21 protein-coding genes are annotated in these 20,737 nt (G+C 74.0%); 13 read left to right on the top strand and 8 right to left on the bottom strand.

The window, feature by feature from the left end; all coding sequences use genetic code 11:
• Positions 1-11: 11 nt before the first annotated feature.
• Entirely contained in the window at positions 12-1,052 is a 1,041-nt protein-coding gene (trpD, locus tag E0W78_RS04790; protein WP_131402718.1) for an anthranilate phosphoribosyltransferase, read from the top strand.
• 6 nt (positions 1,053-1,058) lie between these two features.
• On the opposite strand, the gene E0W78_RS04795 is transcribed toward trpD, so the two are convergent.
• The 3 genes from E0W78_RS04795 to E0W78_RS04805 are packed head-to-tail and all read right to left on the bottom strand — an operon-like array spanning position 1,059 to position 4,045.
• Positions 1,059-2,054: an acyltransferase family protein gene (locus E0W78_RS04795; RefSeq protein WP_131402719.1), complete on the bottom strand. Its 996-nt coding sequence runs from the start codon at positions 2,052-2,054 to the stop codon at positions 1,059-1,061.
• Positions 2,051-2,326: an Lrp/AsnC ligand binding domain-containing protein gene (locus E0W78_RS04800; RefSeq protein ID WP_019146351.1), complete on the bottom strand. Its 276-nt coding sequence runs from the start codon at positions 2,324-2,326 to the stop codon at positions 2,051-2,053. Before E0W78_RS04800 ends, E0W78_RS04795 begins: the two co-directional genes overlap by 4 nt.
• A 9-nt stretch (positions 2,327-2,335) precedes the next feature.
• Entirely contained in the window at positions 2,336-4,045 is a 1,710-nt protein-coding gene (locus E0W78_RS04805) for a DEDD exonuclease domain-containing protein (protein WP_242686231.1), read from the bottom strand.
• Between the two features lie 101 nt (positions 4,046-4,146).
• Between E0W78_RS04805 and E0W78_RS04810 the strand changes: the two genes are divergently transcribed.
• The 3 genes from E0W78_RS04810 (at position 4,147) to E0W78_RS04820 (ending at position 6,775) form a co-directional block, all read left to right on the top strand.
• A complete protein-coding gene (locus E0W78_RS04810; RefSeq protein WP_131402721.1) occupies positions 4,147-4,422 on the top strand; it encodes a hypothetical protein in 276 nt (91 codons plus the stop codon).
• 162 nt (positions 4,423-4,584) lie between these two features.
• The gene (locus tag E0W78_RS04815; protein WP_131402722.1) at positions 4,585-5,538 is read left to right on the top strand and encodes a C40 family peptidase; all 954 of its coding nucleotides are present in this window, start codon (positions 4,585-4,587) and stop codon (positions 5,536-5,538) included.
• A gap of 4 nt (positions 5,539-5,542) precedes the next feature.
• Positions 5,543-6,775, top strand: a complete 1,233-nt coding sequence (locus tag E0W78_RS04820; RefSeq protein WP_131402723.1) for a hypothetical protein — start codon at positions 5,543-5,545, stop codon at positions 6,773-6,775.
• Positions 6,776-6,844: 69 nt separating this feature from the next.
• On the opposite strand, the gene E0W78_RS04825 is transcribed toward E0W78_RS04820, so the two are convergent.
• A complete protein-coding gene (locus E0W78_RS04825; RefSeq protein ID WP_242686232.1) occupies positions 6,845-8,581 on the bottom strand; it encodes an AMP-dependent synthetase/ligase in 1,737 nt (578 codons plus the stop codon).
• Between the two features lie 123 nt (positions 8,582-8,704).
• Here E0W78_RS04825 and E0W78_RS04830 point away from each other — a divergent pair, with 123 nt between their 5' ends.
• Genes E0W78_RS04830 through E0W78_RS04845 form a run of 4 tightly spaced genes read left to right on the top strand, consistent with a single transcriptional unit; the run spans position 8,705 to position 11,397 of the window.
• Positions 8,705-9,139, top strand: coding sequence for an SRPBCC family protein (locus E0W78_RS04830; RefSeq protein ID WP_242686233.1), 435 nt, complete (start codon positions 8,705-8,707; stop codon positions 9,137-9,139).
• A gap of 34 nt (positions 9,140-9,173) precedes the next feature.
• On the top strand, positions 9,174-9,422 hold the full coding sequence (locus E0W78_RS04835; RefSeq protein WP_131402726.1) for a hypothetical protein: 249 nt from the start codon (positions 9,174-9,176) through the stop codon (positions 9,420-9,422).
• The gene (locus E0W78_RS04840) at positions 9,419-10,360 is read left to right on the top strand and encodes an ROK family glucokinase (protein ID WP_131402727.1); all 942 of its coding nucleotides are present in this window, start codon (positions 9,419-9,421) and stop codon (positions 10,358-10,360) included. Before E0W78_RS04835 ends, E0W78_RS04840 begins: the two co-directional genes overlap by 4 nt.
• Before the next feature lie 2 nt (positions 10,361-10,362).
• Positions 10,363-11,397: an ROK family glucokinase gene (locus tag E0W78_RS04845; protein WP_131402728.1), complete on the top strand. Its 1,035-nt coding sequence runs from the start codon at positions 10,363-10,365 to the stop codon at positions 11,395-11,397.
• Here the strand turns inward: E0W78_RS04845 and E0W78_RS04850 are convergent.
• Positions 11,303-11,737 carry a hypothetical protein gene (locus E0W78_RS04850; RefSeq protein ID WP_131402729.1) on the bottom strand — a complete coding sequence of 145 codons (435 nt, stop codon included), beginning with the start codon at positions 11,735-11,737 and terminating at the stop codon, positions 11,303-11,305. The genes E0W78_RS04845 and E0W78_RS04850 overlap by 95 nt on opposite strands.
• Before the next feature lie 107 nt (positions 11,738-11,844).
• On the opposite strand from E0W78_RS04850, the gene E0W78_RS04855 reads away from it, so the two are divergent.
• Positions 11,845-12,594: a lysophospholipid acyltransferase family protein gene (locus E0W78_RS04855; RefSeq protein WP_131402730.1), complete on the top strand. Its 750-nt coding sequence runs from the start codon at positions 11,845-11,847 to the stop codon at positions 12,592-12,594.
• A gap of 58 nt (positions 12,595-12,652) precedes the next feature.
• A complete protein-coding gene (locus tag E0W78_RS04860) occupies positions 12,653-13,993 on the top strand; it encodes a 3-deoxy-7-phosphoheptulonate synthase class II (protein WP_131402731.1) in 1,341 nt (446 codons plus the stop codon).
• A 107-nt stretch (positions 13,994-14,100) separates the two neighbouring features.
• Here the strand turns inward: E0W78_RS04860 and pknB are convergent, their stop codons facing one another.
• Together pknB and E0W78_RS04870 are read right to left on the bottom strand one after the other, a co-directional pair.
• Positions 14,101-16,065, bottom strand: coding sequence for a Stk1 family PASTA domain-containing Ser/Thr kinase (pknB, locus tag E0W78_RS04865; protein WP_131402732.1), 1,965 nt, complete (start codon positions 16,063-16,065; stop codon positions 14,101-14,103).
• Between the two features lie 102 nt (positions 16,066-16,167).
• On the bottom strand, positions 16,168-17,244 hold the full coding sequence (locus tag E0W78_RS04870) for a polyprenyl synthetase family protein (protein WP_207392637.1): 1,077 nt from the start codon (positions 17,242-17,244) through the stop codon (positions 16,168-16,170).
• Between the two features lie 23 nt (positions 17,245-17,267).
• Here E0W78_RS04870 and metF point away from each other — a divergent pair, with 23 nt between their 5' ends.
• Complete coding sequence (metF, locus tag E0W78_RS04875) at positions 17,268-18,155, top strand: methylenetetrahydrofolate reductase [NAD(P)H] (RefSeq protein WP_131402733.1); 888 nt, start codon at positions 17,268-17,270, stop codon at positions 18,153-18,155.
• Here the strand turns inward: metF and E0W78_RS04880 are convergent.
• Complete coding sequence (locus E0W78_RS04880) at positions 18,152-19,405, bottom strand: FAD-dependent oxidoreductase (RefSeq protein ID WP_131402734.1); 1,254 nt, start codon at positions 19,403-19,405, stop codon at positions 18,152-18,154. The two genes, metF and E0W78_RS04880, sit on opposite strands and share 4 nt — an antisense overlap.
• Before the next feature lie 88 nt (positions 19,406-19,493).
• Between E0W78_RS04880 and E0W78_RS04885 the strand changes: the two genes are divergently transcribed.
• Positions 19,494-20,258, top strand: coding sequence for a methyltransferase (locus tag E0W78_RS04885; RefSeq protein WP_131402735.1), 765 nt, complete (start codon positions 19,494-19,496; stop codon positions 20,256-20,258).
• Positions 20,245-20,652 (top strand): DUF3040 domain-containing protein, encoded by a 408-nt coding sequence (locus E0W78_RS04890; RefSeq protein WP_131402736.1) that lies wholly within the window; start codon positions 20,245-20,247, stop codon positions 20,650-20,652. Before E0W78_RS04885 ends, E0W78_RS04890 begins: the two co-directional genes overlap by 14 nt.
• Positions 20,653-20,737: the final 85 nt, after the last annotated feature.

Here is a 20,737-nt window from a genome sequence, read left to right on the forward strand (position 1 = left end):
GACTGTCCGCCATGAACGCCCCCACCTGGCCCCAGGTCCTGTCCGTGCTCGTGGCCGGGCGCGACCTCGAGACGTCCGAGACGGCCTGGGTGATGGAGGAGATCCTCGGCGGCAACGCGACGCCGGCCCAGATCGCCGGGTTCGCCGTCGCCGTGCGCGCCAAGGGCGAGACCCAGGCCGAGGTGCAGGGGCTGGTCGACGCGATGTACGCCCACGCCGTCCCGCTCTCGGTGCCCGGCCGGGTGGTCGACATCGTCGGCACCGGCGGCGACATGGCCAAGACGGTCAACATCTCCACGACGGCCGCCATCGTCATCGCAGGAGCGGGCGTGCCCGTGGTCAAGCACGGCGGCCGCGCCTCGTCCAGCGCGAGCGGCTCGGCGGACGTGCTCGAGCGGCTCGGGGTGCGGCTCGACGTTCCGGCCGAGCGGGTCGGCGACGTGCTGCAGGAGAGCGGCATCACCTTCTGCTTCGCGCCGGTCTTCCACTCGTCGCTGCGCTACTCGGCGGCACCCCGTCGCGAGCTGGGCATCGCGACCGTCTTCAACTTCCTCGGCCCGCTCACCAACCCGGCCCGGCCCGACGCGTCCGCCATTGGCTGCGCGGACGTGCGCATGGCGCCGATCATGGCCGGCGTGTTCGCCGACCGCGGCGCCGACGCGATCGTCTTCCGCGGCGACGACGGCCTCGACGAGATCACCGTGACCGCCCCGACCCGCGCGTGGGTCGCGTCCGGCGGCTCGGTCGGCGAGGACCGGATCGACCCGCACGACTTCGGCATCGAGTACTGCGAGCCCGAGGCGCTCCGCGGAGCCGAGCCCGAGTACAACGCCCAGGTGCTGCGCCAGGTGCTGGCGGGGGAGCGGTCGCCGGTGCGCGACGCGGTGCTGCTCAACGCCGCGGCCGCGATCGCCGCGCACGAGGGGTCGACGGGCAGCCTCACCGACCGGCTGCGGTCCGGTCTCGCCCGGGCGACCGAGGCGGTCGACTCGGGTGCGGCGGCGCAGGTGCTGGAGCGTTGGGCCCGCACCACCCAGTCGTTCGTGTCCTGAGCGGGGTCAGAGCAGCACGGAGCGCAGCCGGGTGCGGCCGATCAGCAGGCCGAGCGCCCAGGGAAGCAGGAGCGCGGTCCAGAACAGCCACCAGCGGGTGCTGGGGTCGCTGTTGGCGTCGATGAACGCCATGACCAGCGTGTGCGTGAACAGCAGCGGCAGCGCGGCCGTGGCGAGCGGCACGACCGGACGCAGCAGCACGGCCGGCAGCACCTGGGCGGCCCACTCGCACACGAGCAGGACGCCGATGGAGATCGCGATGGCGCACAGCACCGAGAGGTAGGGCGTGCCGAACACGCCGGCCTTGAGGTTGAGCGACATGACGTCGCCGGCGACGACCGGCACGAGCCCGACGAGCACGAGCGCGATGCCGGTCACGAGCGGCAGCGGCACCCGGTCGCGGTGGGTGCGCAGCACCTGGCCGGCGAGCACGAAGACCAGGCAGGCCACACCCGTGGCTGCCGACCAGTAGACGCCCGCCCAGCGCACGCGGTCCTGGACGAAGAGGCCGAGCATGAGGGCCGCGACCAGCCACGGTGCCCAGGGGCCGAGCTTCTCCAGGGCGCGCAGCGCCACCGTCGCGGCGAACAGCGCGGTCACGAACCAGAAGGCCGAGAACGGCCGCGGGGCGTCGACTCCGCCGAGGGCGGTACGGGCCGCGGCGTGCCAGTCGAAGTCGTCGTAGAGCACCTGAGAGGCGTAGGTGAACCAGATGCCGGCCACGATCAGGTACCACAGGACGTAGGGGACGAGCAGCGTCCGCGCGCGCTTGCGGACCTCGGCGCCCAGCGGGCGTCCGGGACGCCACAGGTAGCCGGTCAGCAGGAAGAAGATCGGGACGTGCCAGCTGAACAGCAGCACGCTGACCTCGTGGCCGTCCCAGGCGTGGCCGGCGACGATGGCGACGAGCCCGACCACGCGGGCCAGGTCGATGCCGACCGAGCGGGCGGCGGCGGAGGAGGGCTTCTCGACGGCGTCGGCGGTGGTGGTCACGGAGGTCACAGGCCGATGCTGAAGGCGTCCTCGAGGTCGTGCCGGCTGAACGTGCGGAACGCGATCTGCGTCTGCGTCGACACGATGCCGGGCACCTTGTTGACCTTGCCGGTGACCACGCGGGCGATGTCGTCGTGGGTGCGCACGCGCACCATGGCGACGAGGTCGAGCTCGCCCGTGACGGAGTAGACCTCGCTCACCCCCTCGACGGCGGCGACCTGCTCGGCCACCTCGTCGAGACGGGAGACGTCGGCGTGGATGAAGACGATGGCCGTGATCACCTCGACAGGCTACCGCGCGGCCAGCACGCCGGCCGGCGAGGCCGACGGGTCCGGGGCCCAGGTCGCCAGGTGCCGCTGGGCACCGGCCGCGCTGCACTGCCAGGTGCCGCGGACCATGCGGACGCCGTCGGACTCCAGCCAGCGCAGCAGCACCTCGGTCTCCTCGACCGTCGCGGCCGGCGCGGGGCCGAACCCGGCCTCGACCGTCTCGGCCCCGGCGACGAGCCGGTCGATCCAGGCCAGCTGGTCGGCACCGCGCGGCGGCATGACGCCGGACGCGGCCAGGCGTCCGTGCCGGACGACGTGCATCTCCCAGCCGTGCTCTCCGCGGCGGGCGGCGACGACCTCGGGCTCGGCGGTGAGCTGGCGCAGGCGCTGCGAGCGGGCGGCTCCGCGCAGGAACGTGGCCAGCCGGTCGCGCCACACGGCGGCGTCCTCGTAGCGCTGGGCGGCGGACAGCGCCCGCATGCGATCGCCGGCGTGGTCGATGAGCGTGAGCGGCTCGCCGACCATCGTCTCGCGCAGCCGGGCGACCTCGGCGGCGTAGGTCTCGGCGTCGACCGAGCCGTCGCAGGGGGAGAGGCAGTGCCCCATCTCGGCCAGGACGCACGCCGCACCGCGGGGTTTCGCGGGCAGGCGGCCGGTGCACTGGCGGACGCGGAAGGCGTCGTGCGCGGCCGCCAGCGCGGCCTCGGCGTTGCGCTTGTGCCGGAACGGGCCCACGTAGTCGGCGTCGTCGTCGAGCACGCGGCGGACGATCGACAGGCGCGGCCACGGCTCGCGCGTCAGCTTCACCCAGGTGAGCCGGTCGGGAAACCGGGACCGCCGGTTGTACGGCGGGGTGTGCCGCGCGATGAGCCGCAGCTCGCGCACCTGGGCCTCGAGCGCGGTGGCGCACTCGATGCCCTCGATGCGCTCGGCGAGCCGGACCATCTCGCGCATCCGGGCGCGGGTCTCGCTGCCGGTGAAGTAGGACTTCACCCGGGTGCGGAGGTTGCGCGACGTGCCGACGTAGAGGACGCGCTCGTCGCGGTCGCGGAACAGGTAGACGCCGGGGACGGCGGGCAGGTGGTCGGCCAGGTGGCGCTTGGCCCGCTCGGCCGCGGTGATGCGGGTCGTGAACCCGGCGAGCTCCTCGAGCGTGCCGATGCCCAAACTGCCCAGGCGCTCGAACAGGCCGTGCAGCACGTGCACGGTGGCGCGGGCGTCCTCGAGGGCGCGGTGGTTGGGGGTCGTCGGGCTGCCGAAGTGCGCGGCGAGCGTGCCGAGCTTGTGGTTGCGCACCTCCTCGCGCAGCATCACGCGACGGGCCAGGGTGACGGTGTCGAGCACCTCGAACCCGGGCCAGGGGATGCCGAGCCGCTTGGCCTCGTGCTTGAGGAAGCCGACGTCGAACGGCGCGTTGTGGGCCACCAGGACGCTGCCGTGGGCGAACTCCAGGAAGCTGGGCAGCGCCTCGTCGATGCGCGGCGCGCGGCAGACCATGGCGTCGGTGATGCCGGTCAGCACGGTGATGAAGGCCGGGATCGGGCCCTCGGGGTCGACCAGCGTCTGCAGCTCGCCGACGATCTCGCCGCCGCGCACCTTCACCGCGCCGATCTCGGTGATGCGGGCACCCTTCGCCGCGGAGCCGCCGGTCGTCTCGAGGTCGACGACGCAGAAGGTCACGTCGGCCAGCGACCGGCCCAGCTCGTCGAAGGTTCCTTGCACGGCGTCCACGTCGCACACCGTACGAAGCGGGTCCGACAGGACGGGGAGCCGCGCCGGTGCGTCCGGCGTGACGCGCGTCCTTGTCAGACCCCCGCCCTAGCGTCACCGCCATGAACGAGAACCTGTCGCGGGACGCCGTCGCTCCCGCCCCCGAGCACGACCCCTCCGACGCGGTCGTCGTCGACTGCGGCACGTGCCTGGTGCGCAGCGCCGCCGCCTGCGGCGACTGCGTGGTGACCGTGCTGCTCGGCGCTCCGCCCGAGGGCGTCGTCATCGACGCCGACGAGCGGGCGGCCTTCGACGCGCTCGCCGCCTCCGGCCTGGTCCCGCCGCTGCGCCTCGTGGTCCCGCTCGACGACGCGTCCGGGTCCGGCCAGGTCGGTTGATCGGGCCCTGGTGACCACCTAGAGTGGGTGGCTGTGCCCATGCCGTCCTCCGGGACGGTCCGGGCCCGCCACCCGGAGTCCCCCGACCCCGTTCCGCGCCCTCGGGCCGGTGGGTGGCGACGCCACAGAACTCTTGAGGGAGAGATCTTCTTGCGCCGTGCCGTGCGTCTCGCGTCCCTGACCGCCGGAGCCGCCCTGGGAGCCTCGCTGGTGCTCTCCCCGGTCGCCAGCGCCGACCCCAAGCCGACGCGCGAGTCGGTCGAGAAGGCGTACGACGAGGTCGAGGCCGTCACCGAGGAGGTCAACGGCCTCACCGAGCGCATCGACCAGACGCAGGACGAGATCGACGCGCTCAGCCGCGACCTCGCCACGCAGGACGCCGCCTTCCGCGCCCAGCGCGACGCGCTCGGCGCCGCGGTCGTGCAGCAGCAGATCCAGAACCCGCTCGGCCCGACCGTCGGCCTGCTCGGCAGCGACGACCCGGCCGCGTTCCTCGACGGGCTCGGCGCCGTCCAGGCGCTCAACGCCTCGCGCGCCGACCAGCTCGAGCAGTTCAGCCGCACCGCGGCCGAGATGCGCAACCGCCAGGCCCAGCTCGCCGAGCGCAAGCAGGCCCTGGCCGCCGACAAGCGCCAGGTGCTCGAGCGCCGCAAGGCCATCAAGGCGGCCTACGAGAAGGCCAAGGCCGCCCACGACCGCCTCGAGGCGCGCGAGCGCGCGCGCATGGCCGCCGCCGACGACCAGGTCGACCCTTCCGGCATCAAGGTCGAGGCCACCGGCCGCGCCGCCGACGCGGTGAAGTTCGCGCTCGCCCAGCTCGGCGACCCCTACTCCTACGGCGGCAACGGCCCGAACGCTTGGGACTGCTCGGGCCTCACCGGTGGCGCGTGGGCCGCGGCCGGCGTCTCCATCCCGCGCACCGCGCGCGACCAGGTCGGCGCGGGCCAGAAGATCTCGATGAGCGAGCTGCGTCCCGGCGACCTGGTCGCCTACTCCAGCCTCACCCACATCGGCATGTACATCGGCGACGGCAAGGTCGTCCACGCCCCGCGCACGGGCCTGAACGTCTCGATCACGTCGCTCTCCAGCTTCCAGATCGCGGTCCGGGTCGGCTAGCGGCGTGCGCGCGCGGACGCCGGTCGTCGGCGCGCTGCTGCTCGTCCTCGTCGCCGGCGGCGCCCTGCTGTGGCGGCCGTGGGCCGACGACGCTCCCGCCGACGAGTCGGAGGCCTCCGGCCCGCCGGTCTCGCTCGGGCTCGAGGTCAGCGCCCGCGTGGAGTCGATCCAGCGCGCCCGGTCCGTCGACGAGCTCGTCGAGGCCGCCGGTGACACGGCGGAGGCCGCCGCGTGGGCCCGCCGCACCTGGTCGGCCATGCAGGCCCTCGACGTCCGTGAGGTCGCGCTGCGCTACGTGCGCGGTGCCGACGGTGAGCTCGGCGAGGACGGCACCCTCGCCGCCGCCGTCGACGTCGCCTGGACGCCCGGCCCGCGCAGTGGTCTCCCCAGTCGCGAGACCTGGTCGACCCAGGTGGCCCTGACGATCCGCCCGGTCGGTGACGACGTCGCCGTCGAGGGCGCGACGCAGGACCGCGGCCCGCTCCCGCTGTGGCTCGCCGGCGACCTGCAGGTCGACCGCAGCGGCGGCGTGACGACGATCGCCGTCGACGGGGGAGCGCCCGGCCTGGACGTGCGCCGGTGGGCACGGACCGCCGCCCGGGAGGTGCGCGGCCTGGCCGGCGCCCGTCAGCAGCTGGTCGTGGTCGTCCCGCCCGACGCGGCGACGGCCGCGGCCCTCGTCGGCCAGGAGGCCGACGCGATCGCCCAGGTCGCCGGCGTGACCACGACGCTGGACGCCTCGGAGGAGGCGGGCGGCCCCACCGCCGTGGTCGTGAACCCCGACGCGTTCGCGCCGATGGACGACCGGGCCGCCCAGGTCGTCATGACCCACGAGGCGGTCCACGTCGTCACCGGTGCCGCGACGTCCGTCGCCGAGCCGTGGGTCGTGGAGGGGTTCGCCGACTGGGTCGCGCTGCGCGACGACACGGCGCCGCTGGCGGTCAGCGCCGGGCAGGCCCTGACGGCCGTCCGCGCCGACGGGGCGCCGAGCGCGCTGCCCTCGACCGAGGACTTCTCGTCGGCCTCGCACGGGCTCGGCGCGACCTACGAGCTGGCCTGGCTGGTCTTCCGGGTGCTGGACGAGCGTCACGACGACGCCGCGATCGAGCGCTTCTACCGCGCGTGCCTGGGTGGTGCGGGGGTCGACGCGGCGCTGCGGTCGGAGCTGGGCACGACGACCGAACGGCTCACCCGCGACTGGCGGGCCTTCCTCACGAAGGCCGCCGGAACGCGCTGAGCGTGACGTCCTTGCGCCGACACGCCGGTGTCGGCCGCAAGAGCGTCACGCTCAGCGACGGGGTGGGGATCAGCGGGTGTAGAGCGACTCCACCTCGGCGGCCATGTCGGCGAGCACGCGGTTGCGCTTCACCTTGAAGGACGGGGTGAGGTAGCCGTTCTCCTCGGTCCAGTCCTCGTCGAGGATCAGGAACTTGCGGATCGACTCGGCCTTGGACACCTGGGTGTTGGCGTCGTCGACCGCCTTCTGCACCTCCGCGAGCAGCGCCGGGTCGTCCAGCGGACCGGTCCAGGCCTCCGCGTCGATGGTGACGAGGGCGGCGATGAAGGGCTTGCCGTCGCCGACGGCCAGGCACTGGCTGACGTACGGGTTGGCGCGGACGCGGTCCTCGAGCACGGCCGGGGCGACGTTCTTGCCGCCGGCGGTCACGATGATCTCCTTCTTGCGGCCGGTGATGCGGATGAAGCCGTCGGCGTCGATCTCGCCCAGGTCGCCGGTGCCGAACCAGCCGTCGGCGTCCAGCGCCGCCGCCGTCGCCTTCTCGTTGCGCCAGTAGCCCTGGAAGACCTGCGGGCCGCGGCACTGCAGCTCGCCGTCGGCGGCGATGCGCACCTCGGCGCCGGAGATCGGCAGGCCGACCGAGCCGACGCGCTCGCGGTGCGGCGGGTTCACGGCCAGCGCGGCGGTGGTCTCGGTGAGGCCGTAGCCCTCGAGGATCGTCACGCCCACGCCACGGAAGAAGTGGCCCAGGCGCTCGCCGAGCGCGGCGCCGCCGGAGATGGCGTACTGCGCCTGGCCGCCGAGCGCGGCGCGCAGCTTGCCGTAGACCAGCTTGTCGAACAGGCCGTGCTTGAGCCGTAGGCCCAGGCCCGGCTTGCCGGCGTCCAGCGCGCGGCTGTACTCGATCGCGGTCGCGACCGCCTGGTCGAAGATCTTGCCCTTGCCCTCGGCGTGCGCCTTCTGGCTGGCCGAGTTGAAGACCTTCTCGAACACGCGCGGGACGGCCAGCACGAAGGTCGGCTGGAACTCGCCCAGGCGGGGCACGAGGTCCTTGATGTCGGGGGAGTGGCCGAGGCGGGCGCCGGCACGGATGGTGCCGACCTGGATGATCCGCGCGAACACGTGGGCCAGGGGCAGGAAGAGCAGCGTCGAGGCGCCGTCCGCGTCGAACAGGTCGGGCAGCGTCTCCAGCGCGCCACCGAGCTCGGCGCGGAAGTTGCCGTGCGTGAGCATGCAGCCGCGGGGGCGTCCGGTCGTGCCGGACGTGTAGACGATGGTGGCCAGCGTCGAGGCGTCCATCGTGGCGTAGCGCTCCTCGAGCACCGCGTCGTCGACGGACTCGCCGGCGGTGGCCAGCACGGCCAGCTCGTCGGCGTCGATCGTCCAGGTCTGGCGCATCGCCGGGGCGGTGCCACCGGCCTGCGCGACGCGGGCCGCGTGCTCGGGCGTCTCGACGACGGTGGCGACGGCACCGGAGTCCTCGAGGATCCAGGCGATCTGGTCGACCGAGGACGTCTCGTAGATCGGCACCGTGACCGCGCCGGCGTACCAGACGGCGTAGTCGACGAGCGTCCACTCGTAGCGGGTGCGCGAGAGCAGGGCGACACGGTCGCCGGCCTGCACGCCCGAGGCGACCAGGCCCTTGGCCAGCGCGCGCACCTGGGCGTCGAACTCGCCGATGGTGACGTCCTGCCAGTCGGCGGACCCGGTGTGCCGGCTGAACGCCACGGCGTCCGGGTCGATGGCCAGCCGGTCACGCACGTCGTCGACGAGGTTGCCGTCGTATCGCAGCAGGGAGTCAGTCACATCCGGCAGGTTACGACACGGTAACCGCCGGTGACGCGGTGACCCGGCTCACGCGGTCGTGCCCGGCCCGGTCGCGCGCGCCCGTGCGGATAGACTCGGGGCTCCGTCCGAGAGGGAGGTGTGATGGCCCGCACGACCAGCGACATCGTCATCGACGCGCCAGCGCACCAGGTGATGGCGGTCATCGCCGACTTCGAGGCCTATCCCGAGTGGGCGACCGGCATGAAGGAGGTCCGTCCGCTCACCGAGGGGGGCGACGGACGCGCCGAGACCGTCTCGTTCGTGCTCGACGCCGCGCCCATCCGGGACTCCTACGTGCTGCGCTACGACTGGCACGGCGACCACGAGGTGTCGTGGTCGCTCGCCGAGCCCGCCACGATCCTGCGCTCGATGGACGGCTCGTACGTCCTGGAGGACGCCGGCGGAGCCACCCGGGTCACCTACCAGCTGGCCGTGGACGTCTCGATCCCGCTGCTGGGGATGCTGAAGCGCAAGGCCGAGAAGGTCATCATCGACACCGCGCTGCGGGGGCTCAAGACGCGGGTCGAGACCGCGTGACCCGCTGCGTCACGAGGCTCACGGCGGCGCAGCCGTGAGCGAGCAGAGCGAGCCGGTCGGCTCGCTCGCCGAGGAGGCGGCCCGGCTGCTGCACGCGCTGGGCGGGGGCGAGACCGGTGCGGAGCCGGCGCGCTGCCCGCACGCGTGGTGCCCGGTGTGCCGGCTCGTCGAGCACGTCCAGGACAATCCCGAGATTCTCGAGCAGGCGACCCAGGCGGCCGCGGACGCGGTCCGTGCGGTGCGCACCCTGCTCGACCAGCTCGCCCCGAAGGAGGAGCGATGACGTACGCGGTGGGGATCGACATCGGCGGCACCAAGATCGCCGGCGGTCTCGTCGACGACGAGGGCCGGGTCGTGCGCGAGGCGCGCGAGGCCACGCCGGGCGACTCGGCCCAGATCCCCGAGGTCGTGGCCCAGGTGGCCCAGCAGGTGCGCGGTGACGCGGAGGTCGCCGGCATCGGCATCGGCGCGGCCGGCTTCATCGGCGCGGACCGGTCCACCGTGCTGTTCGCGCCCAACATCCGGTGGCGCGACGAGCCGCTCGCGCAGCGGGTGCGTGAGCTGACCGACGTCCCCGTGGTGGTCGAGAACGACGCCAGCGCGGCGGCGTGGGGCGAGTTCCGGTTCGGTGCGGGTGCCGACAGCGACGACCTGCTGCTCGTGACCGTCGGCACCGGCGTCGGCGGCGGCATCGTGCACCGCGGCCAGCTGTTCCGCGGCGGCTTCGGCATCGGTGGCGAGATCGGCCACCTGCGCGTCGTGCCGGACGGCCTGCTGTGCGGCTGCGGTCGTCGCGGCTGCCTGGAGCAGTACGGCAGCGGCAGCGCCCTGGTACGTGAGGCGCGGCTGCGCCTGGACGAGCCGGCGGCCGGCCCGCTGCGTGAGGCCGTGGGCGACGAGCCCGACCGGCTGACCGGCCCGCTCGTGACGCGCCTGGCGCAGGAGGGCGACCCGCTCTGCGACGCGCTCCTGGCCGACCTCGGCCGCTGGCTCGGCGAGGGCATCGCCTCGCTGGCCGCGGTGCTCGACCCCACCGTCGTGGCCATCGGCGGCGGCGTCGCCGAGGCCGGCGACCACCTGCTCGTCCCGATCCGCGAGGCCTTCGAGGCCGCGCTGCCCGCGCACGGCCACCGCCCGGTCGCCGACCTGCGCCTGGCGACCCTCGGCAACGGCGCCGGCCTCGTCGGCGCGGCCGACCTGGTCCGCAGCGAGCCGGTGTAGTCGTGGCCGAGAAGCTCAGCATCGGCATCGACATCGGTGGCACGAAGGTCGCCGCCGGCGTCGTCGACGAGGACGGCCGGGTGCTGGAGCGGCTGCGTCGCGACAGCCCCACCACGAGCTCGCTGGACGTGCTGGACGCCATCTCCGACATCACCGAGGAGCTGCGCCGCAACCATCACATCCGCTCGATCGGCATCGGCGCCGCCGGCTTCGTGGACGCCACGCAGTCGACCGTCGTGTTCTCGCCGCACCTGGCGTGGCGGCACGAGCCGCTGCGCGACGCCGTGTCGCGCCGCACCGGCCTGCCGGTGCTGGTCGACAACGACGCGAACGCTGCCGGCTGGGCCGAGTGGCGCTTCGGCGCGGCGCAGAACGAGTCCGACCTCGTGCTCATCACCCTGGGCACGGGCATCGGCGGCGCCGTCGTCATCGACGGCCAGGTCTACCGCGGGCGGTACGGCATCGCCGGCGAGTTCGGCCACATGCAGGTGGTCCCCGACGGACGTCCGTGCGAGTGCGGCAACACCGGCTGCTGGGAGCAGTACGCCAGCGGGCGGGTGCTCGCGCGCCGCGCCAAGGCCGCGGCCGAGGACGGCACCGTGCTGGGCAAGGCCCTGCTGCGCGACGCCGGGTCCCTGGACGCCATCGGCGGCCAGCACGTCACCCGCCTGGCCCAGGCCGGCGACGAGGAGGCCGTGGCCTGGATCGGCGAGGTCGGGGAGTGGCTGGGCAGCGGCATCGCCAGCCTGGCCGCGGCGCTGGACCCGGGCATCTTCGTCATCGGCGGCGGCGTCAGCGACGCCGCGGACCTGCTCATCGAGCCGGCGCGCCGGACGTTCGCGGCGTCCCTCACCGGACGCGGATACCGCGCCGAGGCCCGCATCGTCCGCGCCCACCTGGGCCCGGAGGCCGGCATGATCGGCGCGGCCGACATGTCACGGATCAGAGCACGGCGCCGTCGTCCGGAAAGTCCCGGTGCGAGGGTCCGTATCCGGGGAGCGTCGAGACCAGCACGACAGCCGCGGCGACAAAGATGAGCACGGCACCCAGCACCACGGCCTGAGGCAGGTCGACGCCGAGCAGCGTGGCGATCACCAGCAGCGCGGGGCCGCCGAGCACGCCGGCCCAGCCGAGCTGGCGGCGCGGGTCGGACGGACGCGCGGGCGGCGGCTCGGGGTGCCGGTAGAAAGGGTCGTCGTCGGCCTCGTCGTCCAGCGCGTCCCAGGGCTCGTCGACCGGCTCGTCGGGCTCGGGGGACGGCTCGGGGGCGCGCTCGCGGGCCCGACGGGCGTCGGCCTCGTCCATGGCCGAGAAGTCCAGGTCGAGGCCCTCGACGAGCCGGCGGAACTCGTCGTCGGAGGGGTCGTGATCGCTCACGCCCCCAGTCTCGCAGGCCGACCGCGGCCACGAAAGCACCACACGTCCACGCACGCGGGCCGCGGACGTCCGGCGGGGTACAGTTGCGCCGTCCTGAGGGAGGTCGAGTGTTCTACTGGTTTCTGAAGTTCCTGGCGTTGGGTCCGCTGCTCAAGCTGATCTTCCGCCCATGGGCGGAGGGCACCGAGAACGTCCCGCGTGAGGGCGCCGTCATCCTGGCCTCGAACCACCTGTCCTACTCGGACTGGCTGTTCATGCCGCTGGTGATCCCGCGCCGCGTGACCTTCGTGGCCAAGGCCGAGTACTTCGAGACGCCCGGCATCAAGGGCTGGTTCCAGAAGAAGTTCTTCTCCGGCGCCGGCCAGGTGCCGATCGACCGCACGAGCGGCTCGGCCGCCGCGGGCGCGATCCGCACCCAGCTGCGCCTGCTGTCCGAGGGCGAGGTCTGCGGCATCTACCCCGAGGGCACCCGCTCGCACGACGGCAAGCTCTACCGCGGCCGCACCGGCGTCGCCCGCCTCGCGCTCGAGGCCCAGGTGCCGGTCATCCCGGTCGCCGTCGTCAACACCGACGTCATCGCCCCGCCCGGCAAGGTGTTCGGCCGGTTCGTCCGCCCCGGCGTCCGCTTCGGCGAGCCGCTCGACTTCAGCCGGTACGAGGGCCTGCAGGAGGACCGCTTCGTCCTGCGCGCCATCACCGACGAGATCATGTACGAGGTCATGCGTCTGTCGGACCAGGAGTACGTCGACATGTACGCCACCGACGCCAAGAAGCGCGACAAGGAGCTGCGCGACGCGGCGAAGGCCGCGGCCAAGGAGGCGGTCGAGCCGTCCGAGGACGACTCCCCGGCCGCCTAGGCGTCTCACCGGCGCACACGCGTGCCGGGCCCGCGGCACCACGCCGTATCCTGGCGCGGTGAGCACCATCCCCACCCTCGAAGAGCTGGACGCGCTCGGTCGCGTGCAGCAGCCCACCTTCCGCGACCCGGCCGCGCGCGACGCCGCCGTCTCGCGGCTGCGCACGATGCCGCCGCTCGTCTTCGCCGGCGAGTGCGACGCGCTGACCGAGAAGATGGCCGCCGTCGCCCGTGGCGAGGCCTTCCTGCTCCAGGGCGGCGACTGCGCCGAGACCTTCGAGGGCGTCACGGCCGAGAACGTCCGCAACAAGCTGCGGGTGCTGCTCTCCATGGCCGTCGTGCTGACCTACGCCGCGAGCGTCCCGGTCGTGAAGGTCGGCCGCCTGGCCGGGCAGTACGCCAAGCCGCGCTCCAGCGACTCCGAGACCCGTGACGGCGTGACCCTGCCGGCCTACCGCGGTGACGCGGTCAACGGCTTCGACTTCACCCCCGAGGCGCGCCAGCACGACCCGAACCGGTTGCTCGAGGTCTACCACGCGTCCGCCGCGACGCTGAACCTCGCGCGCGCCTTCACGACCGGCGGCTACGCCGACCTGCGCCAGATGCACGCCTGGAACAAGGACTTCGTGCGCAGCAGCCCGCTGGGCCAGCGCTACGAGGCCGTCGGTGCGGCGATCGACAAGGCGCTGGCGTTCATGGACGCCATCGGCATCGACCCCGAGTCGCTGCACGCCGTGGACTTCTACTCCTCGCACGAGGCGCTGCTGCTGGAGTACGAGCAGCCCCTCACCCGCATCGACTCGCGCACCGACCAGGCGTACGACGTCTCCAGCCACATGCTGTGGATCGGTGAGCGCACCCGCCAGCTCGACGGCGCGCACGTGGAGCTCCTGAGCCGCGTCGCGAACCCGATCGGCGTGAAGCTCGGGCCCACGACCACGCCGGACGACGCGCTGGCGCTGGCCGCCAAGCTGAACCCGGACAACACGCCGGGCCGCCTGACCTTCATCACCCGCTTCGGCGCGGGCAAGATCCGTGACGGCCTGCCGCCGCTGGTCGAGAAGGTGCGGGCCGCCGGCCTGCAGGTCGCGTGGGTCTGCGACCCCATGCACGGCAACACGTTCGCCACCGAGAACGGCTACAAGACGCGTGAGTTCGACGACGTCATCGACGAGGTCCGCGGCTTCTTCGAGGTGCACCGCTCGCTGGGCACCTGGCCCGGCGGCGTCCACGTGGAGCTGACCGGCGACGACGTCACCGAGTGCCTCGGCGGCGGCGCGCGCCTCTCCCAGGAGGACCTGGTCACGCGCTACGAGACGCTGTGCGACCCGCGGCTCAACCGCGCGCAGAGCCTCGAGCTGGCCTTCCTCGTCGCGGAGATGCTCGCCGAGCGCAGCTGACGCTCGCCCGCCCACACCGCCGGTCGTCCCTCACGGGACGGCCGGCGGTGTCGTCGTTCGGAGAAGTTAGCCGGCCGGCCCGTCGGGCCGGACCGGTCTCTCGTCGCTCAGCAGTAGATGGTGACGGTGGAGCCGCGCTTGAGCTTGCCGCCCGACGGGCTCTGCACGATGACGCTGTCGTTGCCGGGCAGGACGTCGCGCACCTGCGGCTTGAAGCCCGCGGCGGTGAGCGCCTGCTCGGCCTCGGCCCGCGAGCGTCCGCGGACGTCCGGGACGGGCAGCATCTCCGGGCCCTTGGAGACGACGAGCTTGACCTCGTCGCCGCGGAAGAGCGTGCCCTCGCGCGGGTTCTGGTCGATCACGACGCCCTCGGGGACGGTGTCGGAGAACGCCTCCGTGACGGTCGGCTTCAGCCCCGACTTCTCCAGCGCCGAGACGGCCGCGTCGCGCTTGCGGCCCACCTGGCTGTTGACCTCCACCGGCTGCTTGCCCTTGCTGACCGTGAGGTCGACGGGGGTGTCGCGCTTGAGCAGGGTGCCCGGCTTGATCGAGGTGAGCCGGACGACGCGACCGTTGGCGACGTCGTCGTCGTAGACCTGGCGCACGTCGCCGAGCGCGAGGTTGCCGCCCTCGAGCGCGGCCTTGGCCTCGTCGAGCGTCCGTCCGGCCAGGTTCGGCGCCTGGTAGCGCTCCTTGCCGAGCGACACGACGGCCTGCAGCGTGTCGCCGGGGAGCACCTTGTCGCCCGGCTCGGGGTCGGTGCTGATGACCGTGCCCTTGGGCACCGTCTCGGAGTACTCGGGCTGGCCGGTCTCGAGGGTGAAGCCCTCCTGCTCCGCTGTCTGCCGGGCCTGCTCGAACGAGACGCCGACGAGGTCGGGCGCCTCGGTGTAGCGGCCGACGCCGTAGTACCAGCCGCCGGCCGCCGCCAGGACGGCGAGCAGCAGCACGCAGAGCAGCAGGAGTCCGCCGCGGCGACGCCGGCGACGGGCCGGGGGCAGGTCCGGGGCGGGCGGAGCCGGCTCGGCCGGGGCGGACTGCCAGGACATCGTGTGCTCGGCGTCCGGTGCGACGACCACGGTGCTGGAGCCGACGTCCTCGGGGGCGAGGCCGAGCACCGACGCGGGGCGGACGTCCGCGACGCGCTGGGTCACCTCGGACTCCCAGGCCTCCGAGGAGCCGGGATCGAGGTCGGCGGTGAGGTCGGGGTCGTCGGCCAGGCCGGCGTCGAGCGCGCGCAGGACCGTGCGGACCTGCTGCAGCAGCACGTGCGCGTCGGGGGAGCGGCGGTCGCGGTCGCGCGCGGTGGCGCGCGCGACGAGTGCGTCGAGGTACGGCGGGATGCCGGGGACGACGCTGGACGGCGCGGGGACGTCCTCGTGGACGTGCCGGTACGCGACCTGGATCGGGGACTCGCCGGTGTGCGGCTTGACGCCGGTGAGCATCTCGAACAGCATCGCGCCGCACGCGTAGACGTCGGAGCGGGCGTCGGTGCCGGCGTTCACGACGATCTCCGGCGCCAGGTACGACACGGTGCCGATGAGCGTGCCGCCCGTGGCGGTGGTGGCCGCGCTGACGGCGCGGGCCAGGCCGAAGTCCGCGACCTTCAGCACGCCGTCGGGTGCGATGAGGACGTTCTCGGGCTTGATGTCGCGATGCACCAGGTGCGCCGCGTGCGCGGCGGACAGGGCCAGCAGCACCTGCTCCAGCAGGCGCAGCGCGCGGGCCGGGCGCATGGGCGCCTCGTCGCGCACGACGTCGCGCAGGGTGTGGCCGGGGACGTACTCCATGACGAGGTAGGTGAGCTCCTCGTCGGTGCCCTGGTCGAAGACGGCCACGACGTTGGGGTGGTTGAGCTTGGCGGCCGAGCGGGCCTCGCGCACGAAGCGCTCGGTGAACTGCTCGTCGTCGCCCAGGCCCTGGTGCATGACCTTCACCGCGACCTGGCGGTCGAGCCGCCGGTCGTGGCCCAGGAAGACGCTGGCCATGCCGCCGCGGGCGATGCGCTCGCCGATCACGTAGCGACCCTCGAGGACGCGACCGCGCAGGGCCTCGTCGCCTCGTGCCGCCATCGATCGCTCCTGTTCCCCGGGAGTCGTTCGGACGGACCCCTGCCCGCCGATTCTAGAGAGTCGGCCGCGGCGAGCCCCCACCGCCGCGCCGGGCCGGACGGTTCAGCGCGTGCGCCGGGTGGCGCGCTCGAGCAGCACGGCCAGGAAGCCGCGCGCGGGCTCGTCGACCCGGGCCAGGGCCTCGCGGGCGGCGTCGACCCGCTCGTCGATGTCGGCCTCGACGGCGTCCAGCGCGCCGCTGTCGCGCAGCATCGCGCTCAGCTCGGCGACGTGCTCGGCGTGCCCCAGGCCCTCGTGCAGGCGCTGGCGGTCGGCGGGGGAGAGCCGCTCGGCCGCGCGGGCGACCAGCACGGTGCGCTTGCCCTCGCGCAGGTCGTCGCCGGCCGGCTTGCCGGTCTCGGCCGGGTCGCCGAAGACGCCCAGGACGTCGTCGCGCAGCTGGAAGGCCTCGCCCAGCGGGAGGCCGACGGCGCTCAGCGCCGCCACGAGCGACGCGTCGCCACCGGCGAGGACCGCACCGATGTGCAGCGGACGCTCGACGGTGTACTTGGCCGACTTGTAGCGGACGACGCGCATGGCCTCGTCGACGTCCAGCGACGCCACCGTCTGGCCGGCCACGTCGAGCAGCTGGCCGGCGACGACCTCGGTCTTGCACTCGTCGAGCACGGCGCCCGCCGCGGCGACGTCGAGCCCGCAGTCGCGGAACATCTCGTCGCACCACGAGAGCATGAGGTCGCCGAGCAGGATCGCGACGGCGCGGCCGTAGACGTCCGGGTCGCCGACGCGCCCCTCGGCGACGTGCCGGGCGGCGAACTCGCGGTGCAGGCTCGGCCGGCCGCGGCGGGTGTCGGAGTCGTCCATGACGTCGTCGTGCGCGAGCGCGCTGCCCTGCAGCCACTCGAGCGCGGCGGCGGCGCGGACGAGCCGCGCGTCGGCCGGGTCGCCGCCCGCGGCGGTCCAGCCGGCCAGGCAGAAGAGGGGACGCAGACGCTTGCCCCCCTCGACGAAGCGCACGGCCGCGTCGACGTACTCGCCGGCCTGCGGCCCGAGCGGCGCGAGACGCAGCCGCTGGTGGACCACGAAGGCGTCCAGCTCCTCGTCGACGAGCGCACGGAAGCGGTCCGGGTCGAGGCCGGGGACGGTGGTGTCCGTCCCGTGGTCGTCGGCGGGGGTGATCACGCCGGCGACGATACCGTTGGGCCATGTCCGAGCCGGTCCCGTCCCTGGTGCGCCTGCTGCGCGCGCCCGAGCCGACCTTCTCCTTCGAGTTCTTCCCGCCGAAGGACGACGAGGGCGAGGCGCTGCTGTGGCGCACGATCGCCGAGCTCGAGCCGCTGGGCCCGTCCTTCGTGTCCGTCACGTACGGCGCGGGCGGGGCGGGCCAGAGCCGCACGATCCGCGTCACCCGGCGCATCGCCGAGGAGACCTCGCTGACCCCGGTGGGACACCTGACCGTGGTCGGGCAGAGCCGTGGCGAGATCGAGGACGTCCTCAAGCAGTACGCCGCGTCGGGCGTCCGGCACGTGCTGGCGCTGCGCGGCGACCCCCAGGGCGGTCCGCGCGCACCGTGGGAGACCCACCCCGACGGCATGACCCACGCGACCGAGCTGGTCGAGCTGGCCCGCGACCTGGGCGGCTTCGAGATCGGCGTCGCCGCGTTCCCCGAGGGCCATCCCGACTGCGAGACGCTGGAGCGCGACGCCGAGGTGCTCGCCGCCAAGCACGCGGCCGGCGCGTCGTTCGCGATCACCCAGCTGTTCTTCCGGGCCGCCGACTACTTCCAGCTCGTCGACCGCCTGCACGCCAACGGCTCCGACCTGCCGGTCGTGCCGGGCATCATGCCGGTGCTCAACCTCAACCAGGTGGCGCGCATGGCCGAGCTGTCCGGCGTCGCGATCCCCGACGAGGTGCTCGCCGAGCTCGAGCCGCACCGCGACGATCCCGCAGCGCTGCGGGCGGCGGGCATCGACCTGGCCGTCCGGCTGTGCCGCGAGCTGCTGGACGGCGGCGCGCCGGGCCTGCACTTCTACACGCTGAACCGCTCCAAGGCGACGCGCGAGATCTTCGAGCAGCTGCGCCCGCTGGCCTAGGCCTTGCCGACGGCCGCCGCGATCGCCGCGGTGGCCTCGCCGACCATCTCCAGCGACCCGCCCGGGTGGGCGTGGGCGCCCGCGTGGAACAGCCCGCCGCGCGGCCCGACGCCCGGACGCGCGAGGGCGGTGCGCCAGCCCTGCCACTGCCAGCCCCAGTGCCCCTCGGTCACGAGCTCGCGGGGGGAGGCCTCCCAGCGGTCGACGACGTGGTCGCGCAGGTCGATCCGGTGGCGGGCCAGCGTGACCAGCGGGTCCTCGCTGCGAGTGTGCTCGATCGTCCAGCAACCGGGGTCGGCCTCCCACATCCGCAGCGGCGGGTCGGCGTGGACGAGCACGTCCTGCACGAGGGCGGGCGCGTCCGGGCCCAGCCGGACGTACGTCTGGCGCGCGGGCGCGGCGGGCAGCAGCCGGCGGGGCTCGGGCAGGGGAGCGGGCCAGGTCGGCGCGCACCAGACGACGACGTCCGCCGGCACGGTCCCGTCGTCGGTCACGACGCCGCGCACCTGCTCGCCCTCGAGCTCGAGGCCGGACGCCCGCGTGCCGAGCCGGACGTCCACGCGCCGCTCCTGCATGCGGGTGGTGAGGCCGTCGGCGAGCACGCCGCGGCCGCCCACCACGTGCCACAGCCCGAAGTTGCGCTCCAGGTAGTGCTGCACGGTGGTGAACGCCGGGACGCGGCGCGGGTCGTCGCCGTGGACCCGGACGGCGTCGCGCAGCAGGGTGGCCAGTCGCGGGTCGCCGAGCCCCTTGGCGGCGCGCTGGACGGTGCGGCGCGGCTGCAGGGCGCGCCACTGCTCGCGGGTGAACGCGTCGCGGCCGGTCAGCACCTGGTCCAGCGCCTGGCGGCGGATCACGTCCCACGGGGTCGGCAACGTGTCGAGGTACGGCGACCAGTCGTCGCTTCCGGTCAGGGCGACGACGGCGTCGTGCTGGGCGCCGCGGGTGCCCATCGGCAGGTCGAGCACCGTCCCGTCGTCGAAGACGTGGCGCCGTCCGGGCACGGTCTCGATCTCCAGCACCCGGTCGATCGTCCGGCCGGACTTGCGGAACAGGTCGCGCAGGACGCCGGGGAGGGTGAACGTCTCGGGGTGCACGGCCCAGCGGTGGCCGTCGCGCTCGACGCCGCGCAGGCGTCCGCCGAGCCGGTCCGAGGCCTCGAGCAGGACGACGTCGTGGCGCAGCTTGGCCAGCCGTCCGGCGGCCGACAGCCCCGCGAACCCGCCTCCGACGACGACGACCCGGGCCATCAGGCGAGCGCTCCGGGCGCGGCCGGGCGGGGGAGCGTCGTCGGCATGCGCCCGACCCTAGGCCATCGCTCCGTGGCACAGTGTCCGCATGGGACCTGTGCGCGCCGAGCTCCTCTGGCAGACGGTGCTGGACGCCGTCGAGCTGACCGGTGGCGGCGCGCTGCGCATCGTCGACCTCGGTGGCGGTGCCGGCGGTGACGCCGTCCGGCTCGCCGGAGCGGGCCACCGCGTGCACGTCGTCGACCCGAGCCCGGACGCGCTCGCGGCCCTCGAGCGCCGCGCCACGGAGGCCGGCGTCGCCGACCGCCTGACCGGTGCGCTGGGCGACGCGTCCGACCTCGCCTCCCACGTGACCGAGCCGGTCGACCTCGTGCTGTGCCACGGCGTGCTCGAGCACGTCGACGACCCGGCCGGCACGGTCGCGGCCGCCCGGCAGGTGCTGCGTCCCGGCGGACGACTGAGCGTCCTGGTCGCCAACCGGCTCGGGGCCGCCGTGCGCCGGGCCGTCGCCGGCGACTTCGACGGCGCCTCGCGCCTGCTGAGCATCGACCTGGACGCCTGGGACCGCCGCACCGACGGCGCCCGACGGTTCGTCCTCGACGAGGTCGCCCAGATGCTCACCGCCGCCGGTCTGCGGGTCGAGCACACCGCCGGAACCCGCGCGTTCGCCGACCTCGTGCCGTCCAGCCTGGTCGACGTCGAGCCCGGCGGACGCGACGCGCTGTACGCGCTCGAGCGGCAGGCGGCCCTTCTCGGAGAGTTCACAGCCCTCTCCGCTGGCCTGCACCTCGTCGGGTGCCTAGAATCAGAGGCAGACGCCCACACCTTCGGAGGCTCCAGTGCCGCTCTCTGACGAGGAAGCCCGACTTCTGCAGCAGCTCGAGCAGTCGCTCGCTGCCGAGGACCCGGAGTTCGCCTCCACCCTTCGCGGCTCGCGCCTGGTGGCGCGCACCCGCCGCGTCGCCGTCCTGTCCGCCCTCGGGTTCCTGGCCGGCATCGGCCTGCTCCTCGCCGGCGTCATGGTGCCCCAGACCATCCTGGGCGTCATCGGGTTCGTGGCCATGCTCGGCTCGGCCTACCTCTTCGTCACCAGCTACCGCCGCGGCCTGGCCGTCGGCGCCGCGCCGTCCTCGTCCGGTCCCAAGGGTCCGCGCGGCGGCAAGGGACGGAAGCCCAAGTCCTCCGGGTCGTTCACCGACCGCATGGAGCAGCGCTGGAACCGCCGCCGCGACGGCGACGAGTACTGACGTCCGGGTGGAGCGGCGCTGACCGCTCCACCACGCCCCACCTCCCACCACCGCCCCCACCCGGGGCGGTTTTTTCGTTGTCCTG

The organism is Aeromicrobium sp. IC_218 (assembly GCF_004336805.1).
In the GTDB taxonomy this organism is placed as follows: Bacteria; Actinomycetota; Actinomycetes; order Propionibacteriales; family Nocardioidaceae; genus Aeromicrobium.

What these genes read in the sequence shown, in the direction of transcription:
- trpD (WP_131402718.1), top strand. Translation starts at nt 12, where the DNA reads ATGAACGCCCCCACCTGGCCCCAGGTCCTGTCCGTGCTCGTGGCCGGG.
- E0W78_RS04810 (WP_131402721.1), top strand. Translation starts at nt 4,147, where the DNA reads ATGAACGAGAACCTGTCGCGGGACGCCGTCGCTCCCGCCCCCGAGCAC.
- E0W78_RS04830 (WP_242686233.1), top strand. Translation starts at nt 8,705, where the DNA reads ATGGCCCGCACGACCAGCGACATCGTCATCGACGCGCCAGCGCACCAG.
- E0W78_RS04840 (WP_131402727.1), top strand. Translation starts at nt 9,419, where the DNA reads ATGACGTACGCGGTGGGGATCGACATCGGCGGCACCAAGATCGCCGGC.
- pknB (WP_131402732.1), bottom strand. Translation starts at nt 16,065, where the DNA reads ATGGCGGCACGAGGCGACGAGGCCCTGCGCGGTCGCGTCCTCGAGGGT.
- metF (WP_131402733.1), top strand. Translation starts at nt 17,268, where the DNA reads ATGTCCGAGCCGGTCCCGTCCCTGGTGCGCCTGCTGCGCGCGCCCGAG.
- E0W78_RS04880 (WP_131402734.1), bottom strand. Translation starts at nt 19,405, where the DNA reads ATGGCCCGGGTCGTCGTCGTCGGAGGCGGGTTCGCGGGGCTGTCGGCC.
- E0W78_RS04885 (WP_131402735.1), top strand. Translation starts at nt 19,494, where the DNA reads ATGGGACCTGTGCGCGCCGAGCTCCTCTGGCAGACGGTGCTGGACGCC.